Genomic DNA, 22,286 nt, shown 5'->3' with positions numbered 1-22,286 from the left:
GGTTCTCAATCGTGAGGAAGGCTGATGGCGAACAGATACCACGCATCATGCGGCAGCCACTGTTCGGTCCAGCGCCAGTCGTCGTCTTTGCCGGTCTGGGCATAGCCCAGGTCGAAGGCGATGCCATCGTCATCGGAAAGACCGGACGTAACGCCGTTGATGATTGCCCCCGGCGCGTTGGTATACGCGTAAGAGTCGAAGAACATGTACGGCGCGTTGTTGTGGCCGCTGGCCATCAGCATGCTGCTGTCATACGGGTTGCGGCCGAGTATCCAGTGCAACTGGTTCCACGCATAGGCCTGCAACTGCTGCCGGAACGCTTCGTCACCGGTGTACAGCGACGCGGCCAGTCGCGCCGCGGCGGCAAGCGAACCGAGGCGTGCGTTCTCGCCCTGCCACCAGGGTGCCGCCTCGGTGTCGTGCGGGAAGAAGAACGCCGTGCGCACGCGGCCGTCGCCCCCGCGTACCAACTGGCGTGCATAGCCGAACGGGTTGCTGGTATCACCGGTGACGGCGAGCTCCGCCTGCAGCGAACGCTTTACCGTGTCGCGCACTTTGGCCTGCCGTTTCGCATCGGCAATGCCCGCGTATTCCACCAGCGCGACGACGGGAAGCCCGGCGTCAGAGGGATGGAAGAACGGGCGCGTGCCATCGTCCGCACGCCAGTAATCGCGATGGCCGGCGTGCGTGATCAGCCGCGCCATCAGGCGGTCGGCGCGTCCGTCTGCCGCCTTGCGCCAAGCATCGTCGTGCGTGGCGCGAAACAGCTCTACCGCGGCGAGCAGCGCACAATAGTCGTCGACGATGTTTTCCTTGCCGTCGTTGATCAGCTCGCGATTGTGCGCATCGAGGAAGCGATACGCGTCCTCCGCGGTCTTGAGATAGTCCTTCGGCGCAAAATCACCTTCCACGCCCGTGCTCGCCGCCAGCGCCAGCGCGGCGATGGCCATGCCGCCGCCTCCGCGGAAGCTGGCTTCATAGGCATGCGGACTGTGTGCCGGTTGCTCGATGTTCTCAGTATGGTCGCCAGGCTTGAGCTTGATCTGCGTACGCCAGTTGGGATCGCCAATGACGCGATCCTGCGGCAGCTTGCCTGGGCCTGGCCCGTCGATGGACTGGTAGAACGAGCCGTCCGGCCGCTTATCGCGTACAAGGAAGTCGGCGCCGAACAGGCCTTCGTCAAGCAGGCGGCGGTTGTACTCGCGGAAATTCTTGTCGTTGCGTGCTTCCAGCTGTTGCCAAGTGCGCAACAGGCTCCACGCAGCGAGCGGAACCTGCTGTGGATTGAAGTAGCTGGTGAGGTTCTGGTGCGACAGGTGGATGCCGTAGTCGCCCGTGGCGTCGTACCAGCCACCGTGAATGTCGAGTGTTCCCGGCGATCCATCGGGATGCGCGAGGTGGGTATCTGCCTTGTCGATCAGCCCGCTGGATCGCTGGCCCGTGAAGTAGTAGACGACGTTGGAGAGCGTGTGGCGCTCAAGTACGTTGTCCTGCACGTCGAAAGTCCACGAGCGCAAGTCATGACCCGCCATGGGAAGTTCGACGTAATAGCGACCCGGCGTGTGGACGCTGCTGAAATCAGCGATAGCGTAGCTGCCATCCCACCGCGCCACCTTGCCGGCGGCCGAGAGCGTGCCCTGCAGGGCAACCTTGCCGGTGTCGGCATTGATCACGCGAAAGGTCTGCGAGGATGGCCCCGCGTCGCCCATCACGATGGCCTGTTTGACCGCGCCGGTCTCGTAACCGACCTGATCGACCAGCACCTTTCCCTCCGACGCCACTGCGGCCTGGGCAGCGAGCAACAACGGAAGGACCGCAAGACGGCGATAGGACTTCATACCATCGGCTCCAGCAGATTGTTGGAACAGGGTGTAGCGATCCCTGATGAAAAATCGGGCCCGGCAACACGCCGGGCCCGTTTCGGGGAGAAAAAAGTACTACACGGGATTAGAACTTGAAGTTGGCTTTCAGCATGTACTGGCGGCCGGTCACGTACTCCGAGGACATCTGCGTCTTGCTGCCCAGGTACGCGTAGTACTTGGAGTTCAGCAGGTTGAGCATGTTCAGGCTGAGCGAGAAGTTCTTGTTGATCTCGTAGCCCAGGGTGGCGTCCAGTTCCTTGAAGCCGTCGATGTAGGTCGACGGTGCACCGGCCACGTAACCACCGGCGAGGTAGCTCGAACGGTAGGTGTAGGCCAAGCTGGCGCTGTACGGACCCTGCTCGTAGTACGGAGCGACCGTGTACGAGTTCTTGGAGTTGTACGGCAGTGCGCCGCCGGTCTTGGTCGACGCGTCGGAGTAGGTGTAGTTAGCACGCAGACCGAAGCCGTAACCGTAGGCCTGCTGGTAGCTGATGGTGCCGCCCTTGACCTTGGCGCTGCCACCGTCGACTGGTGCGGTGACGTCGTAGGAGCACAGGCCGGTGGTCGTACACGCGCCCGAAGCCACCAGCGCTGCCGCGTTGTTGGCAAAGCCCGGCTGGGTCCATGAACCGTTCTGGCGCTCTTCCGTGGTGGCCGCGTTGACGATGTAGTTCAGCACGTGCTTGTAGAAGAACGACACGGCAACCATCGACTCCGGATTGAAGTACCACTCCGCAGAACCGTCGAAGTTCACCGAACGATACGGCTTGATGTTCGGGTTACCCGCGGCAGCCGTGAGCACCGTGTCGTTGGCGGCGAAGTACGGCGCCATTTGGTTGTACGGGGCGTAGGACAGCGTTTCCGACCCGGCACCGCGCAGGATCACGTCAGGCGTGAGGTTCCAGGCGATGTTGAACGACGGCAGCCAGTTGTTGTGCGTGCTGTCCTGCGTGATGTAACCGAAGCCGCTCGGGAAGTCGCAATTCCAAACGTCCGCCGCCGCGCACGGCGCCGGAATCACCCAGCCGCTGCTGACGTTCTTGGTGTGCACGTAGCGCACGCCCAGGTTGCCGTGCACGTTGTCGGTGCCGAAGTTGGCCTGCAGGTAAGCGGCCTCGTTCTCCTGGGTGGTGGCCCAGGTGTTGTCCCAATACGAGTTCGGATCCTGCGTGGAACCGAAGCCCGGCGTGCTGTTGATCGCGTTGAAGATGGCGTTGGCGCCGGCGGTCTGCACGTGCTGGATCGCCGTCTGGCTCAGGCCCAGGCTCTTGGCGCCATTGAGGTCGGACAGGCCACCAAAGCCGATCTGATCAAGCGTGAGTGCCTGCGGACCGGTGTAGACGTTGAGCGTCTGGCTTTCCCAGTGCTTGGCATAACGCACGCCCGCCTGGATGTTGTTGAGGAAGCCGTCGAAGTCTTTGGTGAAGTCGAGCTGGCCGTAGGTGTCCTTGGCCTTGTAGAGCTCTTTACCAATGTTGCCGCCCCAGCCGTTGTCAGCCCAGTAGCTCGGATCGTTGGCAGTGGACGGGTCGGTGTACTGCGGGCCCTGGTTGATGGACCAGTTGAAGCCGCCGCCGTAGTAGATCTCCTTCACGGCCGCCTGCATCGGGTTGCGCGAGGTGCTCACGCCGGCCTGGCCGTCCAAACGCCAGCCGTCACCCTTGTACTCGCCCGACAGGTCCACGCCCTTGGTGGTGATGACGGACTTGCGGGCGTTGTTGTCGGCGTAGGTGTCGGCCGTGCTGACGCAGTTGAGGTTGTTCTTGCACGGCGTGCCGACCTGGCTACCGCTGGTGATGATGCCGTTCGGGCCTTCATTCAGCGACGTGATGCCGGCCGGGTTGTGCAGCGCCCAGGGGTACAGCGACTGGTTGAGGTTGCTCAGGTTGTCACGGGCGTACATCAGGCCGAGGTTGAAGCTGAGCGCTTCGGTCGGCTTCCACTGGACATTAGAGGTGACGCTGTCGCGCTTCTCGGTCTGCTGGAAGTTGGACACGCTGATCTGGTTCGGGATCTGATCGCTCAGCTTGATCTTGCCTGCGGCGACTTCAGCCGCAGCCACTGGGCTCTTGCTGACAATGCCCGACACCGGCGTGTAACCGTAGTTCTCCAGGCCTTGGCGGTTCTGGAACTGCTCGTAGTGCTGCGCGGACACGTCGACGCCGAAGGTCTTGTCGTCGTTGTGCCAGCTGTAGAACAGCGAGCCGGACGGACGGCTGTCCTTGACCATGTCGTTGTAGTTCACGCCGAACGAACCGCTGACCGTATTGGACGGCACATCCAGCGGCTTGACCGTGTGCATGATGATGGTGCCGCCGAGGGCGCCTTCCGGCAGACGGGCTTCCGGGCTCTTGTAGATCTCGAGGCGACCGATCACTTCCGGCGCGAGTAGCGAGTAGTTGAAGCCGCGGTTCGGCGCGTCGTCGTACAGCCACACCGCCTGTGCCACCGGGTGGCCGTCGAGCAGGGTCAGGTTGAGGCTGGGGTCCATGCCGTTGATGCTGACGCGCTGCGTCGCACCCAACTGGCGATCGAGCGTAACGCCAGGAATCTGCGCCAATGCTTCGGCCACGTTGCTGGCCGGGAACTTGCCGATGTCTTCAGACGTGATGGCATCGACGATGGCGTCAGCGTTGCGCTTGGTGTCCATCGAAGCCTGCAGGCTCGCACGGATACCGGTAACGGTAACGGTTTCGAGATCTTTGGCCTTGGACTGGTCAGGCGCCTGATCCGACGACTGCGACTGCGGCGCCGGGCCAGTGGCCGGGGCGGCGGTCTGAGCATAGAGCGAACCGGACAAACAGAGTCCGGCGATGATGCTGGCGGCTAGAAGCGTCTTGCGGTGTGACATGGTTTCCTCCCCTCGAAGGCATTTCAGCAGTGGAAGCTGTGGGTCGTCCGACTGCTTGCGTGGCGATTGGGCTTGCGCCCGGTTCAATGCAACGGTGTGTATTGCGCTCTCCCCTGGTCTTACTTACGCCCGTCCAGGTACAGGCCGGCTGCACCGATCACACCGTGCTGGCCGTGCTCCATCAGTCGTACGGGAACCTGCTGCAGAAAGGCGCGCATGACGCCTTTGTTGAAAAAGCGCTGGCGGAAACTGCTGGTGAGCAGCACATCGCGGATCTGCGGAAGAATGCCGCCGGCCAGGAACACGCCCCCGCGTGCGCCGTACAGCAGGCACAGATCGCCGACAAAACTGCCCAGCAAACCGCAGAACACGTCCAGCGCTTCCACTGCCGCCGCGTCGCTGCGCTCCAGCGCCGCCTGCGTCACTTGACTCGGCTGGGTCAGTACCGGTGCTTGATCTCGCAACGCGCACAGTGCGCGATACAGGTTGAGCAGACCCGGGCCCGACAAGGCATGTTCGAAGGACACGTAGGCGCGGTCGCGCGCCAAGTAACGAAGAATCTCGATCTCGCGTTCGTTGCCCGGCGCCAGCGCGATCTGGCCCGCTTCGGTGGCCAGCACCGTCGCATGCGGATGACCGGGCAACAGCACCGCCGAACCCAGCCCCGTGCCCGGACCCATCACCAGCACCGGGCCTTCGGCTGCCGGCGCTTCGCTCTCGATCACGGCGGTGGTGTCGGTCGTGCTCAGGAACTGGGTGGCGTAGGCCACGGCTTCGAAGTCGTTGACTACCGCCAGCTGATCGATGCCCAAGCTGTCGCGGATCTCGCGGATGGAGACGGGCCACGGCAGGTTGTCGTTGACGATGGCGTCGCCCAGCACGTAGCCGGCGCTGGCCACTGCACAGCGGTCGACGTGCACGGAATGATCCAACTGACCGACGAAATCCTGCAGCACCGCTGTCAGGCTCGGCCACTCGGCACACGCATAGCGGTGGTATTGCAGCACCGTCACCGGACGCGTTCCGTCCGGCTGGCGACTCACCAGCCCGATGCGTGCGTGTGTTCCTCCGACGTCCGCAGCGAGAAACATGGCTTCTTGCGCCAAGAACTCACGTGCGCTGTGGCTGACCCCTTCGACCACTGCTATCCCCTCGTCATGCCCGTGTCACGTTCCTGTGAACGCGATCCATATTGGCCGGAGTCTGGGTAATGCTTGACAACGTTGTCAACAATACTCACGTCACATGCCGAAGAGGCCTATGCGGCATGGCAGCATGGATCACCGAATCAAGCCATCCAGGCTCGATCGAGATCGCACTTAATTCATTGTTTTTGTTTTCTATTACCAGCAACAGGCGCGAGCCTATTTTTGTTTCGCAACGCGCCACGCCAACGAAATTTCCTATGACCCGAAGCAGCCAAATGACGAGCCAAAAGGGGGGATTTTCGGCCTCATTAAAGCTGTCGAAGCAGGCGGATGTCGTCCACGTTGACAACGTTGTGCACACATCCCCCTCGCAGAACCCCGCGACGTAACTTCACGTCCCGGCAACGGTCGCTTTCAATGAAAGTGCGCTGTTCGCATCGCGAGTTGTCGCGATGCCAGAGCCACGCTGCAGTGCGCATCGGCAAACGCACGTCGTTCTGCAACACTCCTTGCGTGATACGCGATTGCCCACGATTGATACGCACGCCGCTGGCACCAAACCACGCAGTGTTTTCCACCCGACCCGACCATGCACGGATGGCAGACGCATGAGCCATCCATTCGCAAACCTGCAACTGGAAGCCCTCGCGGAAGACGCATGGCTTTTGCGTTTCGGCGAGTCCATCGACGTCGCCGTGAACGCACGCGTGCATGCGGCGGCGGCGCTGCTGCGGACGCATCTGCCCGACATCGAATGCGTGCCCGCCTATGCAAGCTTGTTGCTGCGCGTCGACCTCAACGTCCGCAGCAGCGATGGCCTGCGCGAGACGCTCGAAGCAGCATTGAGCAACCCATCAGCGCAGGCCACGGGAACACGCGAGGTGATCGTGCCGGTGTGGTACGGCGACGAAGCAGGCGCCGATCTGCAAGACGTCGCTGCACATGCACGCATGTCGGCCGAGGAAGTGATCGCGCGCCATAGCGCCCCCCGCCTATCACGTCGCGATGCTGGGATTCGCACCCGGCTTTCCGTATCTGCTGGGACTCGATCCGGCCCTGTCCATGCCGCGGCGTAGCCAGCCACGCACCAGCGTGCCGGCCGGTAGCGTCGCCATCGGTGGCTTGCAGACAGGCATCTACCCGCAGGCATTGCCGGGTGGGTGGCATCTGATCGGCCGCACACCGATGCACCTGTTCGACCTTGGAGCGAGCTCGCCGTCGCTGTGCCAGCCGGGAGACCGTGTTCGCTTTCAGGTTATCGACGAGCACGAGTACCGGCGACTTGCCGTCGATGCAGGCGCAGCGCGATGAGCGTCGAGGTCATCAAGCCCGGCTTGCTCAGCAGCCTGCAGGACGGCGGTCGCCGCGGCTACGCCAGCATGGGCCTGGGACGTGCCGGCGCCATGGATGAGCCCGCCTGGCGTCTGGCCAATGCGCTGGTCGGCAATCACGACGACGAAGCCGCGCTAGAGATCACACTCGCTGGCCCCACGCTGCGCTTCCAGCACGACGCGGTCATCGCGCTTACGGGTGCCGTGATCGAAGCACGCGCAGACGGACAAGCGCTCCCCCCATGGACGAGCTGCTTCCTGCCGGCGGGCACGCTGTTGCGCCTCGGCGGCATGCGCCACGGGTGCCGCAGCTATCTGGCCGTTCGCGGAGGTTTTGATGCTGCGCCCGTACTGGGCAGCCGCAGCACCGACCTGCACGCGCATATCGGCCCGCTGGACGGCCGCGCGCTGCAAGCTGGCGACGTCATCGACATCGGCGGGCGCGAGCCCGCGGCCTGGTTTCGTCCTACGCAGGGCGTGCAAGCACTGCGCTGGGGGCTGGACCCGCAGCCGTGGCTCGACTATGCGCGAGCGCCACTAGGACTGCTGCGCGGCCATCATCACGGGGCGCTGGACCATGCATCGCAACACGCGTTGTTCGCGCAGCGCTTCGTGGTCAGCAAGGACAGCAATCGCACCGGCAACCGCATGGATGGCCCGCTGTTGCAGCTCGACCATCCGCTGGAACTGGTTTCCGAAGCCACGCTGCCGGGCACGCTGCAGTTGCCGCCCTCGGGGCAACCCATCTTGTTGCTGGCGGAAGCCCCGGTAACCGGTGGCTATCCGCGCATTGGGCAACTCGCGGCGGTGGACCTGCCGCGCATCGCGCAGCGTCGGCCGGGCGATGCCGTATGCTTCCGCGAGAGCACCATGGACGAAGCCCGACAACGCCTGCGCACGCGGAACGATGCGCTGCAACAACTGATCCAACGCATCGCACAACGGCTGGAATCTCCATGAAAAATCGCTTCGCTAAAACCATCGATATCAACAGCGATTTGGGCGAATCCTTCGGTGCGTGGCGCATGGGCGATGACGCCGCGCTGCTCGCCATCGTCAGCTCGGCCAATATCGCCTGCGGCTTCCACGGCGGCGACCCTGACATCATGCGCGGCACCGTGGCGCTGGCCGTACAGCACGACGTCGCCATCGGCGCCCATGTCTCGCTGCCGGACCTGCAAGGCTTCGGCCGACGCGAGATGGCCGTGACGCCGAACGAGGCGTATGCACTGACGCTCTACCAAATCGGCGCACTGTACGGATTCACCCAGGCAGCCGGAACACGCCTGCGCCACGTCAAACCCCACGGCGCGCTGTACAACATGGCGGCGCGCGATGCGAAGCTGGCTGCCGCTATTGCCCGCGCCGTGCACGATTTCGATCCGGGCTTGCGCCTGTTCGGGCTCGCCAACTCCGCGCTGGTCGAGGCCGGCACGGCCGTAGGACTTCCGGTAGCCGCCGAAGCCTTCGCCGATCGGCGCTACCGGGCCGACGGCTCCTTGCAGCCCCGGCGTGAACCCGACGCGGTGATCCAGGAAAGCGACGAAGCCATCGCCCAGGCGATGGCCATGGTGCGCGAAGGTCAGGTGCGCGCGGTGGACGGCAGTGTCATCGCCTTGCAAGCCGATACCTTATGTGTCCATGGCGACGGTACGCACGCGGTTGCGTTTGCGCGACAACTGCGCGCGGCGCTGGAGGCTGCCGACATCGGTATCCAGGCGCCTCATGCGATGGAACACCAAGCCACGGAGAGCCTCGCATGAACTACTGGCCGCTGTTGGGTGTAGCGGTCATCGTCATCGGCTTTGCACTGCGCTTCAACCCCGTGCCGGTAGTGGTGTGCGCCGCACTGGTCAGCGGTGTACTGGCTGGCATGCACGTGCCTGACCTATTGGCGCTGCTCGGTAAGAGTTTTGTCTCTTCGCGCATGCTGCTGATGTTCGTGCTCACCCTGCCTGCCATCGGCCTACTCGAACATGCCGGCTTGCGTGAGCATGCCCAGCAATGGATGGGACGCTTGCGAGGCATGACGCTGGCGCGTCTGTTGATCGGCTACCTGCTGGTGCGCGAAGTGCTGGCCATGTTCGGCCTTACCGGCGTGGCCGGACCGGCGCAGACCGTACGCCCGCTGCTGGCGCCCATGGGCGAGGCCGCCGCAGAGAAGATCCACCCTGAATTGAGCGACGCCGACCGCGACGAAGTACGCGCCGTTGCCGCCGCGACGGACAACATCGGCCGCTTCTTCGGCGAAGACGTGTTCATTGCGCTCGGCGCGGTGCTGCTGATCCAGGGTTTCTACGCCCAGCACGGCATTGACCTGACGCCACTTTCCATTGCGCTTTGGGCCTTACCCACGGCGATCGCAGCGTTCGTGATCCAGTCGGTTCGCATCTGGCTATTCCAGCGCCGCCTTCAACGTCGTGCATCCGTGCGCACCCGTGAGGAGGCCTGAGCATGCTGCGCATTGAGTACGCCTACTGGCTGATCGCGGCCTTCCTGTTCTATACCTCCTGGCGCAAAGCACGCGAGCGTCAATTTTATTGTGCGGCGTTCTGGGGCTTGCTGGGCCTGCTGTTCGCCGGTGGCGACGCGGTGCTCGCCGCACAGAAGGCGGGGGACCCTCTGCCCGCGCAGCTGGCGGGTTGCGTCGTGATCGCGCTGGCCTTGATCGCGCCGCGCATGCGCCGCAAGGCGCACCCGGAAACGGCGAGCGCAGAAGCCCGACTGGCCTCGGCACTTAGGCTGGGCCACAAGCTGTTCATCCCTGCCCTGCTGATTCCCTTGGTGACGCTGGTAGTCGCGTTGATCGGCGACCACCTGTCCATCGACGGGCATGCGCTGTTCGCCAAGCCGCAGATGACGCTGACGGGTTTGATGCTGGCCTGCGTGATCGCCCTGGTGGCCGCAGCCCGCGTTGCGCAGGCACCGCTGCGTCAGGGTTTGTCGGAAGGCCACCGACTGCTCGACGCCATCGGCTGGGCGGCACTGCTGCCTCTGCTATTAGCCGCGCTGGGCGAGGTGTTCACGCAGAGTGGCGTCGGTGCTGGCATCGCTGCTCTGGCGCAAACGATCCTGCCCGAGGGCAATGCCTTTATGTGCCTGCTGGTGTTCGCGCTGGGCATGGTGTTGTTCACCGTGATCATGGGCAATGCCTTCGCCGCGTTCCCGGTGATGATGGCGGGCATCGGCCTGCCGCTGCTGGTGCATCGCTATGGCGCGCATCCTGCCATCCTCGGCTCCATGGGCATGCTGTGCGGCTACTGCGGCACGCTGCTCACACCGATGGCCGCCGACTACAACCTGGTGCCCGCCGCGTTGCTGGAGCTGCGCAATCCTTATGGGGTGATCCGTGCACAGGCATGGAGTGCGGCAGGTATTTTTGCCGCCACCTTCATTGCCATGTGGGCACTGGTATTCCGTTGATCTCGAGACGTCATCCATGAGCAAGCCACCGCAGATCCTCCTGACCGGCTTCACCCCGTTCGGCGACGAAGACATCAACCCCTCATGGGAGGCGGTGCGCGAACTGGACGGTAAGCACATCGGCGGGCATCGCGTGGTATCGCGCCTGTTGCCCACGGCATTCGCCGATTCGCAGCGCGAACTGTCGCTGATGGTGGACGAAGTCCGGCCGACGATCCTGCTTGGCGTGGGCCAGGCCGGTGGGCGCAGCCGCCTTTCCATCGAGCGGGTGGCGATCAACGTGCAGGATGCGCGCATCCCGGACAACGCGGGCGAACAACCGATCGACGAGGCCATCCTCGCCGGAGGGCCTGCGGCGTACTTCAGCACACTGCCGATCAAAGCCATGCTGAAGGCCTTGCTCACGGCGGGGTTACCGGCGGAGATCTCGAATACGGCGGGCACGTTTGTGTGCAATCACGTCGCCTACCTGATGCTGCATCTTGCCGCTGCGCATCGTGATCTGCGGGCCGGCTTCGTCCACATTCCTTACTTGCCTTCGCAGGCGGCGCGATTCCCGAATACGCCGAGCATGAGCAGCGTCGATGTGGTGCGCGCGCTGACGATTGCACTGGAAGTGGCCACCACACAGCACATCGACGAACGCCTGGGTGCCGGCACGCTCGATTGATTCCTTCCCCGCACAAAAAAAGGGCCTGGCAAGCCGCCAGGCCCGTACCGGGGAGGTGCAAGTCATCAGAGCTTGAAGTGGGCCTCCAGCATGAACTCGCGACCACTTACGTATTCGTTGGCCAACTCGGTCGTGCCCGGGCCGAAGTACTGCGTGTACTTCGAGTTCAGCAGATTGAGCATGTTGAAGGTCAACTGGACGTGCTTGTTGATCTGGTAACCCGCCGAGGCATCGAGTTCCTTGAACGAACCCGTGTACGAGTCCGGGGCACCGGCCACATAGCCGCCAGCCAGGTACTCGCCGCGCCAGTTGTAGGAAATGCTGGCGGTGTACGGGCCCTTTTCAAAGTACGGCGCAATGGTGGACGAGTTCTTGGAGTTGTACGGCAGCGGGCCACCGGCCACCGTCTTGGAATCGGAGTAGGTGTAGTTGGCACGCAGACCGAAACCGCTGCTACCGAAGGCCTGCTGATAACTGATCGCCGCACCCTTGACTGTCGCACGGCCACCGTTGATGGGCGTGGATACGCTGTACTGACACACACCCACCGCCGTACATACGCCTGCTGCGACCAGCGATTTGCCTTCCGTACCGTTTTCGATCTGTGCCCACGAACCGTTCTGTCGGTTCTCGAACGACGCCTGGTTGACCACGTAGTTCAGGACGTTCTTGTAAAAGCCTGAGAGAGCGATCACCGATTCGGGGTTGAAGTAGTACTCCAACGAGGTGTTGAAGTTCACCGAGCGATAGGGCTTGAGGTTGGGGTTACCTTGCGCGGCCGTCAGCGGAGCAACCGTGTCGTTGGCTTCGAAGAACGGTGCATATTCGTTGTACGGTGCATAAGCCACCGTTTCCGAACCCGCGCCACGCAGGATCAGGTCCGGCGTGATGTTCCATGCAATATTGAACGCCGGCAGCCAGTTGTTGTTCGTGCTGGTCTGACCGAGGTAGCCATAACCCGCCGGCAGCACGCAGTCGTACGTCGTGCAGGTTTGCGGCACGTTGTAGCCATACGCGGTGATCGACGTATGGACATAACGCACGCCGATGTTGCCGTGAACGTCATCGTTGCCGAAGTTGACCTGACCATACAGCGAGCTGTTCTTCTGCTGCATGTTGAACGTGTTGTTGTACGTCTGCACGGCGTTGTTGGCGATGAGGCCGTTGTCGGGACTGAGCACCGCATTGAAGATGGACTGGTAGCCCTGGGTGACAACGTGCTGCACCGAACTGCCCCCCAGGCCGATGCTCTTGGCGCCCTGCAGATTGGACAGTCCACCAAAGCCCACGTCTTCCAGCGATTGCTCACCAAGGCCCGAGTAATCGATCAAGCTTTGGCTTTCCCAGTGCGACGCATAACGCGCGCCAACCAGCAACTCGTTGAAGAAGCCATCGAACTGCTTGGTGAAGTCGATCTGCGCATAGGCATCCTTCGACTTATAGGGCTTGTAGGCAATGCTGCCGCCGCCCCCCATGGTGTCCGCCCAATAGCCCGGGTTATTCGCTTGCGACGGCTCCGTGAAATTGAAGCCCTTGGCCGTATTCCAGTTGAAGCCGCCGCCATAGAAGAACTCTTCGAAGGCCTGCGAAATGTTGTCGCGTGACGTGCTCACGCCCGCCTGGCCACCAAGGCTCCAGCCATCACCGCGGTAGGTGCCGCGCCAGTCAATACCGCGAGTCTGCACATACGAACCGCGCGCATCGTTGTCTTCAAAGGTCAGCGCAGGGCTGGCGCAGTTGAAGCTGTGGTAGCAGGCCGTACCGGCCACGGAGCCGGACGTGATGAAGCCAGCCGAGTTGGCCGGTCCCAAGCTGGTGATGGGGCTGGCGGAGGCAATCGGATAGAGCGATGTATTGATGTTGTTGAGGCTATCATTCATGTACATCAGGCTGAGCGTGCTATCGAAATGGTCGCTCGGCTTGTACTGAATGTTGACGAAGACGCTGTTGCGCTTCTCAGTCTGCTGGAAATCAGCGACGTTCAACTCGTTAGGAAACTGGTCGCTGGCCTTGATGGTTCCCGCGGCAATTTCCGATGCCACGGCTGGATTAGCGGACGCGACGGAACCGGCGGTCGAATAACCGAAGATTTCCTGGCCCTGGCGCGAGGTGATCTCTTCGTAATGCTGTGCGGAAACATCGACACCAAAGGTCTTGTCGTCGTTGTGCCAGCTATAGAAGACCGAACCATTCGGGCGCTGCCTGTCCACCATGTCGTTGTAGTTCACGCCAAACGAACCGGTCAGCGTGTTGGAAGGCACATCCAGCGGCTGCACCGTATGCATGAACACCGTGCCGCCCAGGCTACCTTCCGGCAAGCGTGCTTCCGGGGTCTTGAAGATCTCAAGCTGGCCCAGGATTTCCGGCGGCAGCAGTGAATAGTTGAAGCCACGGTTCGGGCTATCGCCATACAGCCACATCGCCTGGGCCACCGGATGGCCGTCAAGGAACGCATTGTTGAGGCTGGGGTCGATGCCATCGATGCTTACGCGCTGCGTGGCGCCGAAGAGGCGATCCAGCGTAACGCCAGGGATCTGCGCCAGCGCTTCGGCCACGTTGGTCGCGGGGAACTTGCCGATATCCGTCGCCGTGATGGCATCAACGATTGCATCGGCATTGCGCTTGGTATCCAGCGATGCCTGCAGGCTGGCGCGGATGCCGGTAACAGTGACCGTTGCCAGTTGCTTGGCCTGCGACTGGTCCGGTGCCTGCTGCGCATTGGCATTGGGGTTCGTCGTGGGATTAGTGCTGGACGTTGGCGGGGTGGTACCGGTCTGCTGCGCGTCCTGCGCATGAAGCGACATGGAAATACACAGCCCGGCAACGATGCTGGCGGCTAGCAGTGTTTTGCGATGTGACATGGTGTCCTCCCCTCGAAGGCTTCACTGCAGAGAACGTTGTGGGACGTCGGCTGCAACGTGTCGGTTGGGCATGTGCCCGGTTGGATTGATTGGAACTACGTGGGTACTGCGCTCTCCCCGGCGCGAGGGCCCGTGGCGGCGCCCTCTCGGTTTTGCAAATCGATGAACAGCCCGGCGGCGCCAATGACACCGTGCTGGCCGTGCTCCATCAGTCGTACGGGAACCTGCTGCAGAAAGGCGCGCATGACGCCTTTGTTGAAAAAGCGCTGGCGGAAGCTGCTGGTGAGCAGCACATCGCGGATCTGCGGAAGAATGCCGCCGGCCAGGAACACGCCCCCGCGTGCGCCATACAGCAGGCACAGATCGCCGACAAAGCTGCCCAGCAAACCGCAGAACACGTCCAGCGCTTCCACTGCCGCCGCGTCGCTGCGCTCCAGCGCTGCCTGCGTCACTTGGCTCGGCTGGGTCAGTACCTGTGCTTGATCTCGCAGCGCGCACAGTGCGCGATACAGGTTGAGCAGACCCGGCCCCGACAGGGCGTGTTCGAAGGACACATAGGCGCGGTCGCGCGCCAGGTAACGAAGAATCTCGATCTCGCGTTCGTTGCCCGGCGCCAGCGCGATCTGGCCCGCTTCGGTGGCCAGCACCGTCGCATGCGGATGACCGGGTAGCAGCACGGCCGATCCCAGGCCCGTACCCGGGCCCATCACCAGCACCGGGCCTTCGGCTGCCGGCGCTTCGCTCTCGATCACGGCGGTGGTGTCGGTCGTGCTCAGGAACTGGGTGGCGTAGGCCACTGCTTCGAAGTCGTTGACTACCGCCAGTTGGTCGATGCCCAAGCTGTCGCGGATCTCGCGGATGGAGACGGGCCACGGCAGGTTGTCGTTGACGATGGCGTCGCCCAGCACGTAACCGGCACTCGCCACTGCACAGCGGTCGACGTGCACGGAATGATCCAACTGGCCGACGAAATCCTGCAGCACCGCGGTCAGGCTCGGCCACTCGGCGCACGCATAGCGGTGGTATTGCAGCACCGTCACCGGACGCGTCCCGTCCGGCTGGCGACTCACCAGCCCGATGCGTGCGTGTGTTCCTCCGACGTCCGCAGCGAGGAAAGCCCCCTGCAGGAGGGGTAGCCGACGTGTATCCAGACTGTGGTTACCGCTTTGCGCCACCGCCATCCCCTCGCCATGTCTGCGCCGCACTGCACGACGCCCGCCCCGATTTTGGCCGGAGTCTTGGCTTGAATGACAACGTTGTCAATACGACGTTTTATCATGCGAAACAACGATTTGGCGCACGCCAGCAATCGCATAAAATGACGCCAGCCGCGCAACTACTTGATGCAGCACAACACGATGTAAATAAAAGCTTTTATAACAAACCCGAGGGTGCCGACTGCCAACATCTCACGACTGCCGCGATGCAGCATGAGGCCGTGCCATGGGGGGCATTTCGGACAGTGGTCGCGACACCCTTCGATGGCTTGTTCGTGACAAAATTTGACAACGTTGTGCTTAGCGTTGATAACGACGCTTGCCGTTTCCTCTACCCTTCGGGGGAGGGAAGGCCTTTCGGGGGAATCGGGCCTGTCCAGGCCCATCGTTCAGCGGCAATCCGCGGGGAGTAGAGTCCATCCATGTCTGCCACAACGCTTGCCGCCGGCGAGTCGCGCTCTTCTAGCGTCGTGCCGATGCTCATCATCGGCGTGCTCTTCTTTATCTTTGGCTTCGTCACCTGGCTCAACGGCCCGCTGATCACCTTCGTGAAGCTGGCCTTCAACGTGGATGACGTGTCGGCCTTTCTTGTGCCGCTGGTGTTCTACTTCTCCTATTTCTTCCTGGCGATTCCTTCTTCCAGCGTGCTTCGCCGCACGGGCATGAAGAAAGGCATGGGCCTGGGGCTGTTCGTGATGGCGATTGGCGCGGTCTTGTTCGGCCAGTTCGTCAGCATGCGCATCTTTTATCCGGCACTGGTCGGCCTGTTCGTCATCGGCGCAGGCCTGGCACTGCTGCAAACGGCGTCCAACCCGTATATCAGCATCCTCGGCCCGATCGACAGCGCTGCGCAGCGCATCGCTTTCATGGGCATCTGTAACAAAGTGGCGGGTGCGCTAGCGCCGTTCGTGTTCGGCGCCCTGGTGCTCAGCGGCATCGACACCTTCGATACGCAGGTGAAAGCCGCGGCGACGCCGGAAGCGAAGGAAGCTCTGCTCAACGCGTTCGCCGCTAAGATCCACATGCCGTACATGATCATGGCGGGCTTGCTGGTGGTGCTGGCGATCTGGGTGATCCGCTCGCCGCTGCCGGAGATCAAGCCGGCCGGCGCCAATGCCGAATCCGACATCGGCCATGGCAAGGGCGGCATCTTCAGCTTCCCGCACCTGTGGCTGGGCGTGTTGTGCCTGTTCCTCTACGTGGGCGTGGAAGTCATGGCGGGTGACGCCATCGGCACCTACGGCCAGGGCTTCGGCCTGCCGCTGGACGAAACCAAGCATTTCACCTCGTACACGCTGATTGCGATGCTCGCCGGCTACCTGGCGGGCCTGGTGCTGATCCCTCGCTTCATTTCGCAGCAGAGCTACCTTGCGGTATCGGCGGTGCTGGGCGTGTTGTTCACGCTGGGGGCGTACATCACCACCGGCCATACCTCGGTGGGTTTCGTCGCCGCGCTGGGCTTTGCCAACGCGATGATGTGGCCGGCGATCTTTCCGCTCGCCATCCACGGCCTGGGCCGCCTGACCGAGCGTGGCTCGGCGCTGCTGATCATGGCGATCGCGGGCGGCGCCCTGGTTCCCCAACTGTTCGTGCATCTGAAACAGCACTTCAACTTCCAGCTGGTATTCATGGCGCTGATGGTGCCCTGCTACCTGTACATCCTGTACTACGGCGTGAGGGGGCACCGCGTGGGCCAGCACGCGCGCTGAGCCTTGGGACGGCGCGCCACGCGCGCCATCCGCAGGCAAAGGCCCGCTGGGCTACGATGCCACTTCCCGTATTGCCGGAGTTTCCACGTTGCGCAACCCCACCATCAAGGACGTCGCCAAGCGTTCGGGCGTTTCGCTCAAGACTGTCTCGCGTGTGATCAACCACGAGGCCTCCGTTCGCGCCGATACGCGCGAAAAGGTTGAGCGGGCGATCGAGGCGCTGGGCTACCAGCCCAACCCTTCCGCGCGCGGCCTGCGCAGTACGCATGCCTATGCCATCGGGCTGGTGTACGACAACCCGAACGCGCACTACGTGATCAGCATGCAGGACGGCGTGTTGTCCGCCTGCCGCGAGCGCGGCTTCGGCCTGCTGATCCACCCTTGCGATTCGTCCTCGCCCGATCTGGCTGCGGAACTGTGCGCGCTGGTCGAGCGCAATCGCCTCGCTGGCCTGGTGCTGGCGCCGCCGATGTCGGAACAAGCCGAGCTGATCAACACCCTGATCGATAATGACGTCAGCTTCGTGCGCATTATTTCCTCGCGCGAAGATCCTCATGACGGCGCCCCCTGCGTCTACATCGACGACCGCAGCGCGGCGTACGCCATCACCGAACACCTGATTCAGATGGGCCACAAGCGCATCGGCTTCCTGTGGGGCGAACCGCACCACCGGTCCAGCCCGGAGCGCTACCAGGGCTACGCCGACGCGCTGCGTGAGTACGGTTTGCCGATGGACAAGAAGCTGGTGTTGCCCGGCCGCTACGCATTCGACGACGGTTTCCGCGGCGCGCGCAAGCTGCTCGCACTGAAAGACCCGCCGACCGCGATCTTCGGTAGCAACGATGAAATCGCCGCCGGCGTACTCGCTGCTGCGCGTTCGAGCGGCATGGATGTGCCGTGGAATCTTTCCATTGCCGGCTTCGAGGACAGCCCGTTCTCCAAGCAGGCATGGCCCGCGCTTACCACCGCGCGTCAGTCCACCAGCGACATCGGCCGCCACGCCGCGCTGCAACTGATGGCCGAACTGCAACGCAAGGCTGGCGCGGCCGTGGAATTGCCGCACAGCGAATGTTTCGTACCCGAACTGGTCGTGCGCGGCTCCACTGCGCCACCGCAAACCCCGACGCCACGCAAGGGCTGAGGCCACGCCTCGACCCGAGCGGTGTGCGCCCACACGCATACCAAGAGATAGACGATGAAGGAAGCAAGCTCCACCCTGATGTACCGCGAGGCCCATGAAGCGGCCGCCGTGGTCGAGCGCCAGCTGCGCGAGAACGCGCCCATCCTCAAGAAACTGGGTGAGCTGCTCCGGGCCAGGCCTCCCCGCTTCATCGTCACTTGCGCACGCGGCAGCTCCGACCACGCTGCCGCTTACGCAAAGTATGTCTTCGAGACGCGCCTGGGTCTGATTACGGCCTCGGCGTCGCCATCCATCTCCTCCATCTACGACGCGGACCTGCATCTGGATGGCGCGCTGTTCGTCGCCATCTCGCAGTCGGGCAAGAGCCCCGACTTGCTGCGCAGCGCGCAAGCCGCGAAGGATGCTGGCGCACATGTGGTGGCGCTGGTAAACGTGGAGGATTCCCCGCTGGCGCAGATGGCCGACACCTTCGTGCCGCTGCGCGCCGGCCCGGAACTGAGCGTCGCCGCGACCAAGAGCTACCTCGCCACGCTCGCCGCCGTGCTACAGCTAACCGCACACTGGAGCAACGACCAGACCCTGCATGATGTCGTGAATCGCCTACCCGACGATCTGCGCCGCGGCTGGGATTGCGACTGGAGCGCCATGACCGAAGGCCTCACCGGCGCCAGCAGCCTGTTCGTGGTCGGCCGCGGCTACGGCTTCGGCGGCGCACTGGAAGCTGCGCTCAAGCTCAAGGAAACCTGCGGCCTGCATGCGGAAGCCTTCAGCGCAGCCGAAGTGAAGCATGGCCCAATGGCGCTCGTCGGCAATGGTTTTCCGGTGCTGTTCTTTGCACAGGACGACGGCACGCTGGACAACACCATGGCAGTCGCCAACGAGTTCCGTTCGCGCGGTGCCCGTGTGTTCATCGCGGCGCCGGGCAACCATGACCCGGACAAGCTGCCGTTGCCCGACAACATCGCGCCCATCGTGTCGCCGTTGCTTGCCGTGCAGAGTTTCTATCGCGCTGCCAGCGCGCTGTCGCTGGCGCGCGGTTACGACCCCGACGTGCCGCCGCACCTGCGCAAGGTTACGGAGACGATGTAATGGCGACGCCCCTTACCGCACTCATCAACGGTCGCGTGCTCACTGACCACGGTCCGCAGGACGGTCTGGCTGTCCTGGTACGCGGGGAACGCATCGAGGCGATCACCCGCGCCGACGATCCGCGCATTGCCGGCGCGAAAGCGCATGACCTGGAAGGCCGCCTGCTGCTGCCGGGCTTCATCGACGTGCAGGTCAATGGCGGCGGTGGGGTGCTGTTCAACGCCGAGCCCACCGTGGATGCACTGGCAGCCATTGGCGCCGCGCATCGAAAGTACGGCACCACCGGCTTCCTGCCCACGCTGATCACCGATACCGCCGAAGTGATGAGCAAGGCGCTCGATGCCGTGGACGCCGCCATCGAACAGGGCGTGCCGGGCGTGCTCGGCATCCATCTGGAAGGCCCCTTCCTCGCCACTGCACGCAAGGGCATCCATAACGCCAGCCTGTTCCGCCTGCCCGACGCGGAAGACATCGCCGCCATCACGCGCAACCGTCGCGGCGTGGTCATGCTGACGCTGGCAGTGGAAGAAGTGCCGCTCGATACCATCCGTCAGCTCAGCGAGGCTGGCGTTCGCGTGGTGGCTGGCCACACCGCCGCCAACTACACCACCACGCGCGCCGCGCTCGACGCGGGCGTGTGCGGCTTCACCCATCTGTACAACGCCATGACGCCGCTCGGCAGCCGCGAACCCGGCGTGGTCGGTGCCGCGCTGGACGACCCGCACAGTTGGTGCGGCCTGATTGTCGACGGCCATCACGTGCACCCCGTCGCGCTGCGCGTGGCCATCGCCGCCAAGGCGGCGGGTAAGAGCGTGCTGGTTACCGATGCGATGCCGCCGGTGGGCTCGGATAACCCGGAATACGTGCTCAACGGCCAGACCATCATCGCCCGCGACGGCATCTGCCAGAGCGATACGGGCGTGCTCGCCGGTTCGGCGCTGGACATGGCGACTGGCGTGCGCAACCTGGTGGATATGGTCGGCCTGCCACTAGCCGAAGCCTCGCGCATGGCGAGTGCTTATCCCGCCGCGTGGCTCGGCCTGGATCGCACGCACGGCCGTCTCGTTGCCGGGCAGCGCGCGGACTTCGCGGTGCTGGACGATGGATTGGTGGTGAAGGAAACCTGGATTTCCGGAGTGCGCTACGACGTCTAAAAGAAAAGAGCGGCGAATTCGCCGCTCTTTTTTTTAACGCTTTATTCGTACACGTGCAGTCGATTAAAGATCCACGCGTGATACGACTTCACCAGCTCTGGCTGTGCGCAATCGGTGTAGAGACCGTTGCAGCGCGTGCGCAACGAAATCGCCGCTGAGAAATACGGATCGGTCGGCAAGTCCGCCGCCTGCAGCACCATGCTCGGCAACAACGCGATGTCGAGCATCGGGTACGTCGGCAACGACGCGCCGTGAAAGTTGCTCTTGATCATGTAGTAGGTGAGGTAGTCCTTGTACGGGGACAACGCATCCGGCCACGTGCGCGGCATCGTCTTGATCAGGCCGCTGAAGGAAGGCTGGTGGTCACCGAAGTGCACGATCACTGTTGGCTGCGCACGATCGAGGAAATCGTGCTCCAGCCCGCTCATCGCAGCGTCGGAGTTGTGCAGGTTCGACAGGTACGTGTTGAAGTTGAGCGACTCGCGCGTCGGCAGGCCCTTGAGCACGCCCTTGTTGAACGGTGCCGGTAGCGACGACAGCGGATCGGTATCGTGCGGGCCGTGTTGCGCCAGCGTCAGGATCATCACAAATACCGGTTGACCCGGTTTCTTCACCTTGTCGTAGACGCGCTTGGCCGCGTCGAACATCTGCTTGTCGGTTTCCTCCCACTCCTCCAGGCCCAGCTGATTGGCGTCGTAGAACTGGTCGAAGCCATACGCCTTGTAGGCGTTACGACCGTTGAGGAAAGCACCATTGGTCGGATAGATCGCTATGGTGAGATAGCCCAAGCGCTGCAGCTGGCGCGGCAGGCTGTCCTGCACGTGCGGTGCGAGCACGTAGGGCGCATACATGCCGCCAGGGCCGAAGATGTCCTGCGGCATGCCGGTGAGCGTAGCGAACTCGCTGACCCAGGTGCCGCCGCCGAACGTATGTACGCGCATCGGGCCGGTGCCACGCGTGCGCACATCGGTCTTGAACATCGCCACGCGGCACTCGGGGATATTGCACTGGGTGAAGTTGGAAGGATTGAAGGTGCTTTCTTCCAGCACCTGCACGATGTCCGGATACGAGTCCGCTGAGCGCGGGATCGCCGCCGGCTCGCCCGACGCGGTGGAGCCCCAGTCCTGCTCGGCCTGCGCGTCGTCGCCCATGGCAGGCAGGCGGACGTCCGAATCACTGAAATTGACGAAGAAGTTGGTGATCTGCGCGTCGTCGGAGAGCTTCTCCCACACGTTTTTCGCATGCACTTCGGCGAACGGGCCGTTGGGCAGCAGGCAGATCCAGAACGCGAACGCCCACACCGCCACGCCGCTCAGGCGCATCACCCAGGCGCGACTCGGCCGGGTGTGGGCCAGCAACCGACGATCAAAACGCCACACCGCCCACAGCGCCAGCGGCGTCACCACGCACACCACCAGCGACAACATCCACAGGTGCGGGTAATGCCCCAGCGTTTCGAGCAAGCTGCTGCGCGCGTAGTAGATGAAGTCCGCCGGCATCAGCGGCGAATCGAGGTAACGCAGCTTCATCACGGACAGGAAGTTCAGCCCGAGGAACAAGCCGCCGCTCAGCACCAGCGCGGTGGCTGGGCGCGCGAAGGCCGACAGCAACATGCCGAACGCACACACCATCAAGGCGATCACGAATGCCTGCTGCAGCAACGCAGGCTCGCGCAGCGCGGTCATGTTGACGCAAAACAGGAAGAAACCCGCGGCTAGCAGCCACGGCCCACTTTTCCGCAGGAAGCGAAGCGATTGTTGCGGCATGTGCGGAAGGCCCCCTGTTCGGCCCGGTGTCATTTGGTGGCAATTCTACGGACTTGCCGCTGTC

Annotated in this window: 19 protein-coding genes; 13 read left to right on the top strand and 6 right to left on the bottom strand. The window is 63.3% G+C overall.

All coding sequences use genetic code 11. From position 1 onward, the window contains the following. Positions 1–5: 5 nt before the first annotated feature. The 3 genes from DyAD56_RS08095 to glk (DyAD56_RS08085) all read right to left on the bottom strand — a co-directional run bounded on the left by DyAD56_RS08095 (position 6) and on the right by glk (DyAD56_RS08085) (position 5,855). Positions 6–1,838 carry a glycoside hydrolase family 9 protein gene (locus DyAD56_RS08095; RefSeq protein ID WP_102302256.1) on the bottom strand — a complete coding sequence of 611 codons (1,833 nt, stop codon included), beginning with the start codon at positions 1,836–1,838 and terminating at the stop codon, positions 6–8. Positions 1,839–1,947: 109 nt separating this feature from the next. Further along, entirely contained in the window at positions 1,948–4,713 is a 2,766-nt protein-coding gene (locus tag DyAD56_RS08090; RefSeq protein ID WP_102302255.1) for a TonB-dependent receptor, read from the bottom strand. Positions 4,714–4,832: 119 nt separating this feature from the next. After that, positions 4,833–5,855 carry a glucokinase gene (glk, locus tag DyAD56_RS08085; protein WP_102302254.1) on the bottom strand — a complete coding sequence of 341 codons (1,023 nt, stop codon included), beginning with the start codon at positions 5,853–5,855 and terminating at the stop codon, positions 4,833–4,835. Positions 5,856–5,980: 125 nt separating this feature from the next. On the opposite strand from glk (DyAD56_RS08085), the gene DyAD56_RS23555 reads away from it, so the two are divergent. The 8 genes from DyAD56_RS23555 to pcp all read left to right on the top strand — a co-directional run bounded on the left by DyAD56_RS23555 (position 5,981) and on the right by pcp (position 11,285). Beyond that, on the top strand, positions 5,981–6,250 hold the full coding sequence (locus tag DyAD56_RS23555) for a hypothetical protein (protein ID WP_146010468.1): 270 nt from the start codon (positions 5,981–5,983) through the stop codon (positions 6,248–6,250). Positions 6,251–6,469: 219 nt separating this feature from the next. Beyond that, the gene (locus DyAD56_RS08075; RefSeq protein ID WP_233202335.1) at positions 6,470–6,937 is read left to right on the top strand and encodes a carboxyltransferase domain-containing protein; all 468 of its coding nucleotides are present in this window, start codon (positions 6,470–6,472) and stop codon (positions 6,935–6,937) included. Further along, on the top strand, positions 6,867–7,172 hold the full coding sequence (locus DyAD56_RS24250; protein ID WP_233202334.1) for a carboxyltransferase domain-containing protein: 306 nt from the start codon (positions 6,867–6,869) through the stop codon (positions 7,170–7,172). The genes DyAD56_RS08075 and DyAD56_RS24250 overlap by 71 nt, the downstream gene beginning before the upstream one ends. After that, entirely contained in the window at positions 7,169–8,152 is a 984-nt protein-coding gene (locus tag DyAD56_RS08070) for a biotin-dependent carboxyltransferase family protein (RefSeq protein WP_102302252.1), read from the top strand. Before DyAD56_RS24250 ends, DyAD56_RS08070 begins: the two co-directional genes overlap by 4 nt. Beyond that, positions 8,149–8,955, top strand: a complete 807-nt coding sequence (locus tag DyAD56_RS08065; protein ID WP_102302251.1) for a 5-oxoprolinase subunit PxpA — start codon at positions 8,149–8,151, stop codon at positions 8,953–8,955. Before DyAD56_RS08070 ends, DyAD56_RS08065 begins: the two co-directional genes overlap by 4 nt. Continuing rightward, on the top strand, positions 8,952–9,644 hold the full coding sequence (locus tag DyAD56_RS08060) for a DUF969 domain-containing protein (RefSeq protein ID WP_102302250.1): 693 nt from the start codon (positions 8,952–8,954) through the stop codon (positions 9,642–9,644). The genes DyAD56_RS08065 and DyAD56_RS08060 overlap by 4 nt, the downstream gene beginning before the upstream one ends. Before the next feature lie 2 nt (positions 9,645–9,646). Continuing rightward, the gene (locus tag DyAD56_RS08055) at positions 9,647–10,615 is read left to right on the top strand and encodes a DUF979 family protein (protein ID WP_102302249.1); all 969 of its coding nucleotides are present in this window, start codon (positions 9,647–9,649) and stop codon (positions 10,613–10,615) included. A 16-nt stretch (positions 10,616–10,631) separates the two neighbouring features. Continuing rightward, positions 10,632–11,285: a pyroglutamyl-peptidase I gene (pcp, locus tag DyAD56_RS08050; protein WP_102302248.1), complete on the top strand. Its 654-nt coding sequence runs from the start codon at positions 10,632–10,634 to the stop codon at positions 11,283–11,285. A 65-nt stretch (positions 11,286–11,350) separates the two neighbouring features. Here pcp and DyAD56_RS08045 read toward each other — a convergent pair whose 3' ends face one another. Continuing rightward, complete coding sequence (locus DyAD56_RS08045) at positions 11,351–14,146, bottom strand: TonB-dependent receptor (RefSeq protein WP_199178917.1); 2,796 nt, start codon at positions 14,144–14,146, stop codon at positions 11,351–11,353. Positions 14,147–14,241: 95 nt separating this feature from the next. Continuing rightward, entirely contained in the window at positions 14,242–15,321 is a 1,080-nt protein-coding gene (glk, locus tag DyAD56_RS08040; RefSeq protein ID WP_233202339.1) for a glucokinase, read from the bottom strand. Positions 15,322–15,389: 68 nt separating this feature from the next. Between glk (DyAD56_RS08040) and DyAD56_RS23550 the strand changes: the two genes are divergently transcribed. From DyAD56_RS23550 to nagA, 5 genes are all read left to right on the top strand, one after another. Beyond that, on the top strand, positions 15,390–15,776 hold the full coding sequence (locus DyAD56_RS23550) for a hypothetical protein (RefSeq protein WP_146010467.1): 387 nt from the start codon (positions 15,390–15,392) through the stop codon (positions 15,774–15,776). Between the two features lie 9 nt (positions 15,777–15,785). Next, positions 15,786–17,072, top strand: a complete 1,287-nt coding sequence (locus tag DyAD56_RS08035; protein ID WP_102302246.1) for a sugar MFS transporter — start codon at positions 15,786–15,788, stop codon at positions 17,070–17,072. An 88-nt stretch (positions 17,073–17,160) separates the two neighbouring features. After that, positions 17,161–18,213 (top strand): LacI family DNA-binding transcriptional regulator, encoded by a 1,053-nt coding sequence (locus tag DyAD56_RS08030; protein ID WP_102302245.1) that lies wholly within the window; start codon positions 17,161–17,163, stop codon positions 18,211–18,213. A 54-nt stretch (positions 18,214–18,267) separates the two neighbouring features. After that, complete coding sequence (locus DyAD56_RS08025) at positions 18,268–19,302, top strand: SIS domain-containing protein (RefSeq protein WP_102302244.1); 1,035 nt, start codon at positions 18,268–18,270, stop codon at positions 19,300–19,302. Further along, positions 19,302–20,456, top strand: coding sequence for an N-acetylglucosamine-6-phosphate deacetylase (gene nagA, locus DyAD56_RS08020; protein ID WP_102302243.1), 1,155 nt, complete (start codon positions 19,302–19,304; stop codon positions 20,454–20,456). The genes DyAD56_RS08025 and nagA overlap by 1 nt, the downstream gene beginning before the upstream one ends. 41 nt (positions 20,457–20,497) lie before the next feature. Here nagA and DyAD56_RS08015 read toward each other — a convergent pair whose 3' ends face one another. Then, positions 20,498–22,222: an alkaline phosphatase family protein gene (locus tag DyAD56_RS08015; protein ID WP_102302242.1), complete on the bottom strand. Its 1,725-nt coding sequence runs from the start codon at positions 22,220–22,222 to the stop codon at positions 20,498–20,500. Positions 22,223–22,286 lie beyond the last annotated feature (64 nt).

The organism is Dyella sp. AD56, from assembly GCF_002878475.1.
Classification (GTDB): Bacteria; Pseudomonadota; Gammaproteobacteria; order Xanthomonadales; family Rhodanobacteraceae; genus Dyella.
Note: the sequence above shows the minus strand (reverse complement) of the source record. Positions and strands in the feature narration are given on the sequence as shown.

Excerpts from the sequence above, each read along its gene's own strand:
- DyAD56_RS08075 (WP_233202335.1), top strand. The coding sequence starts at position 6,470 with ATGAGCCATCCATTCGCAAACCTGCAACTGGAAGCCCTCGCGGAAGAC.
- DyAD56_RS08060 (WP_102302250.1), top strand. The coding sequence starts at position 8,952 with ATGAACTACTGGCCGCTGTTGGGTGTAGCGGTCATCGTCATCGGCTTT.
- DyAD56_RS08015 (WP_102302242.1), bottom strand. The coding sequence starts at position 22,222 with ATGCCGCAACAATCGCTTCGCTTCCTGCGGAAAAGTGGGCCGTGGCTG.
- DyAD56_RS08025 (WP_102302244.1), top strand. The coding sequence starts at position 18,268 with ATGAAGGAAGCAAGCTCCACCCTGATGTACCGCGAGGCCCATGAAGCG.
- DyAD56_RS08065 (WP_102302251.1), top strand. The coding sequence starts at position 8,149 with ATGAAAAATCGCTTCGCTAAAACCATCGATATCAACAGCGATTTGGGC.
- DyAD56_RS23555 (WP_146010468.1), top strand. The coding sequence starts at position 5,981 with ATGGCAGCATGGATCACCGAATCAAGCCATCCAGGCTCGATCGAGATC.
- DyAD56_RS08045 (WP_199178917.1), bottom strand. The coding sequence starts at position 14,146 with ATGTCACATCGCAAAACACTGCTAGCCGCCAGCATCGTTGCCGGGCTG.
- nagA (WP_102302243.1), top strand. The coding sequence starts at position 19,302 with ATGGCGACGCCCCTTACCGCACTCATCAACGGTCGCGTGCTCACTGAC.
- DyAD56_RS08095 (WP_102302256.1), bottom strand. The coding sequence starts at position 1,838 with ATGAAGTCCTATCGCCGTCTTGCGGTCCTTCCGTTGTTGCTCGCTGCC.
- DyAD56_RS08070 (WP_102302252.1), top strand. The coding sequence starts at position 7,169 with ATGAGCGTCGAGGTCATCAAGCCCGGCTTGCTCAGCAGCCTGCAGGAC.
- DyAD56_RS08035 (WP_102302246.1), top strand. The coding sequence starts at position 15,786 with ATGTCTGCCACAACGCTTGCCGCCGGCGAGTCGCGCTCTTCTAGCGTC.
- DyAD56_RS08055 (WP_102302249.1), top strand. The coding sequence starts at position 9,647 with ATGCTGCGCATTGAGTACGCCTACTGGCTGATCGCGGCCTTCCTGTTC.
- DyAD56_RS24250 (WP_233202334.1), top strand. The coding sequence starts at position 6,867 with ATGCTGGGATTCGCACCCGGCTTTCCGTATCTGCTGGGACTCGATCCG.
- DyAD56_RS08090 (WP_102302255.1), bottom strand. The coding sequence starts at position 4,713 with ATGTCACACCGCAAGACGCTTCTAGCCGCCAGCATCATCGCCGGACTC.
- pcp (WP_102302248.1), top strand. The coding sequence starts at position 10,632 with ATGAGCAAGCCACCGCAGATCCTCCTGACCGGCTTCACCCCGTTCGGC.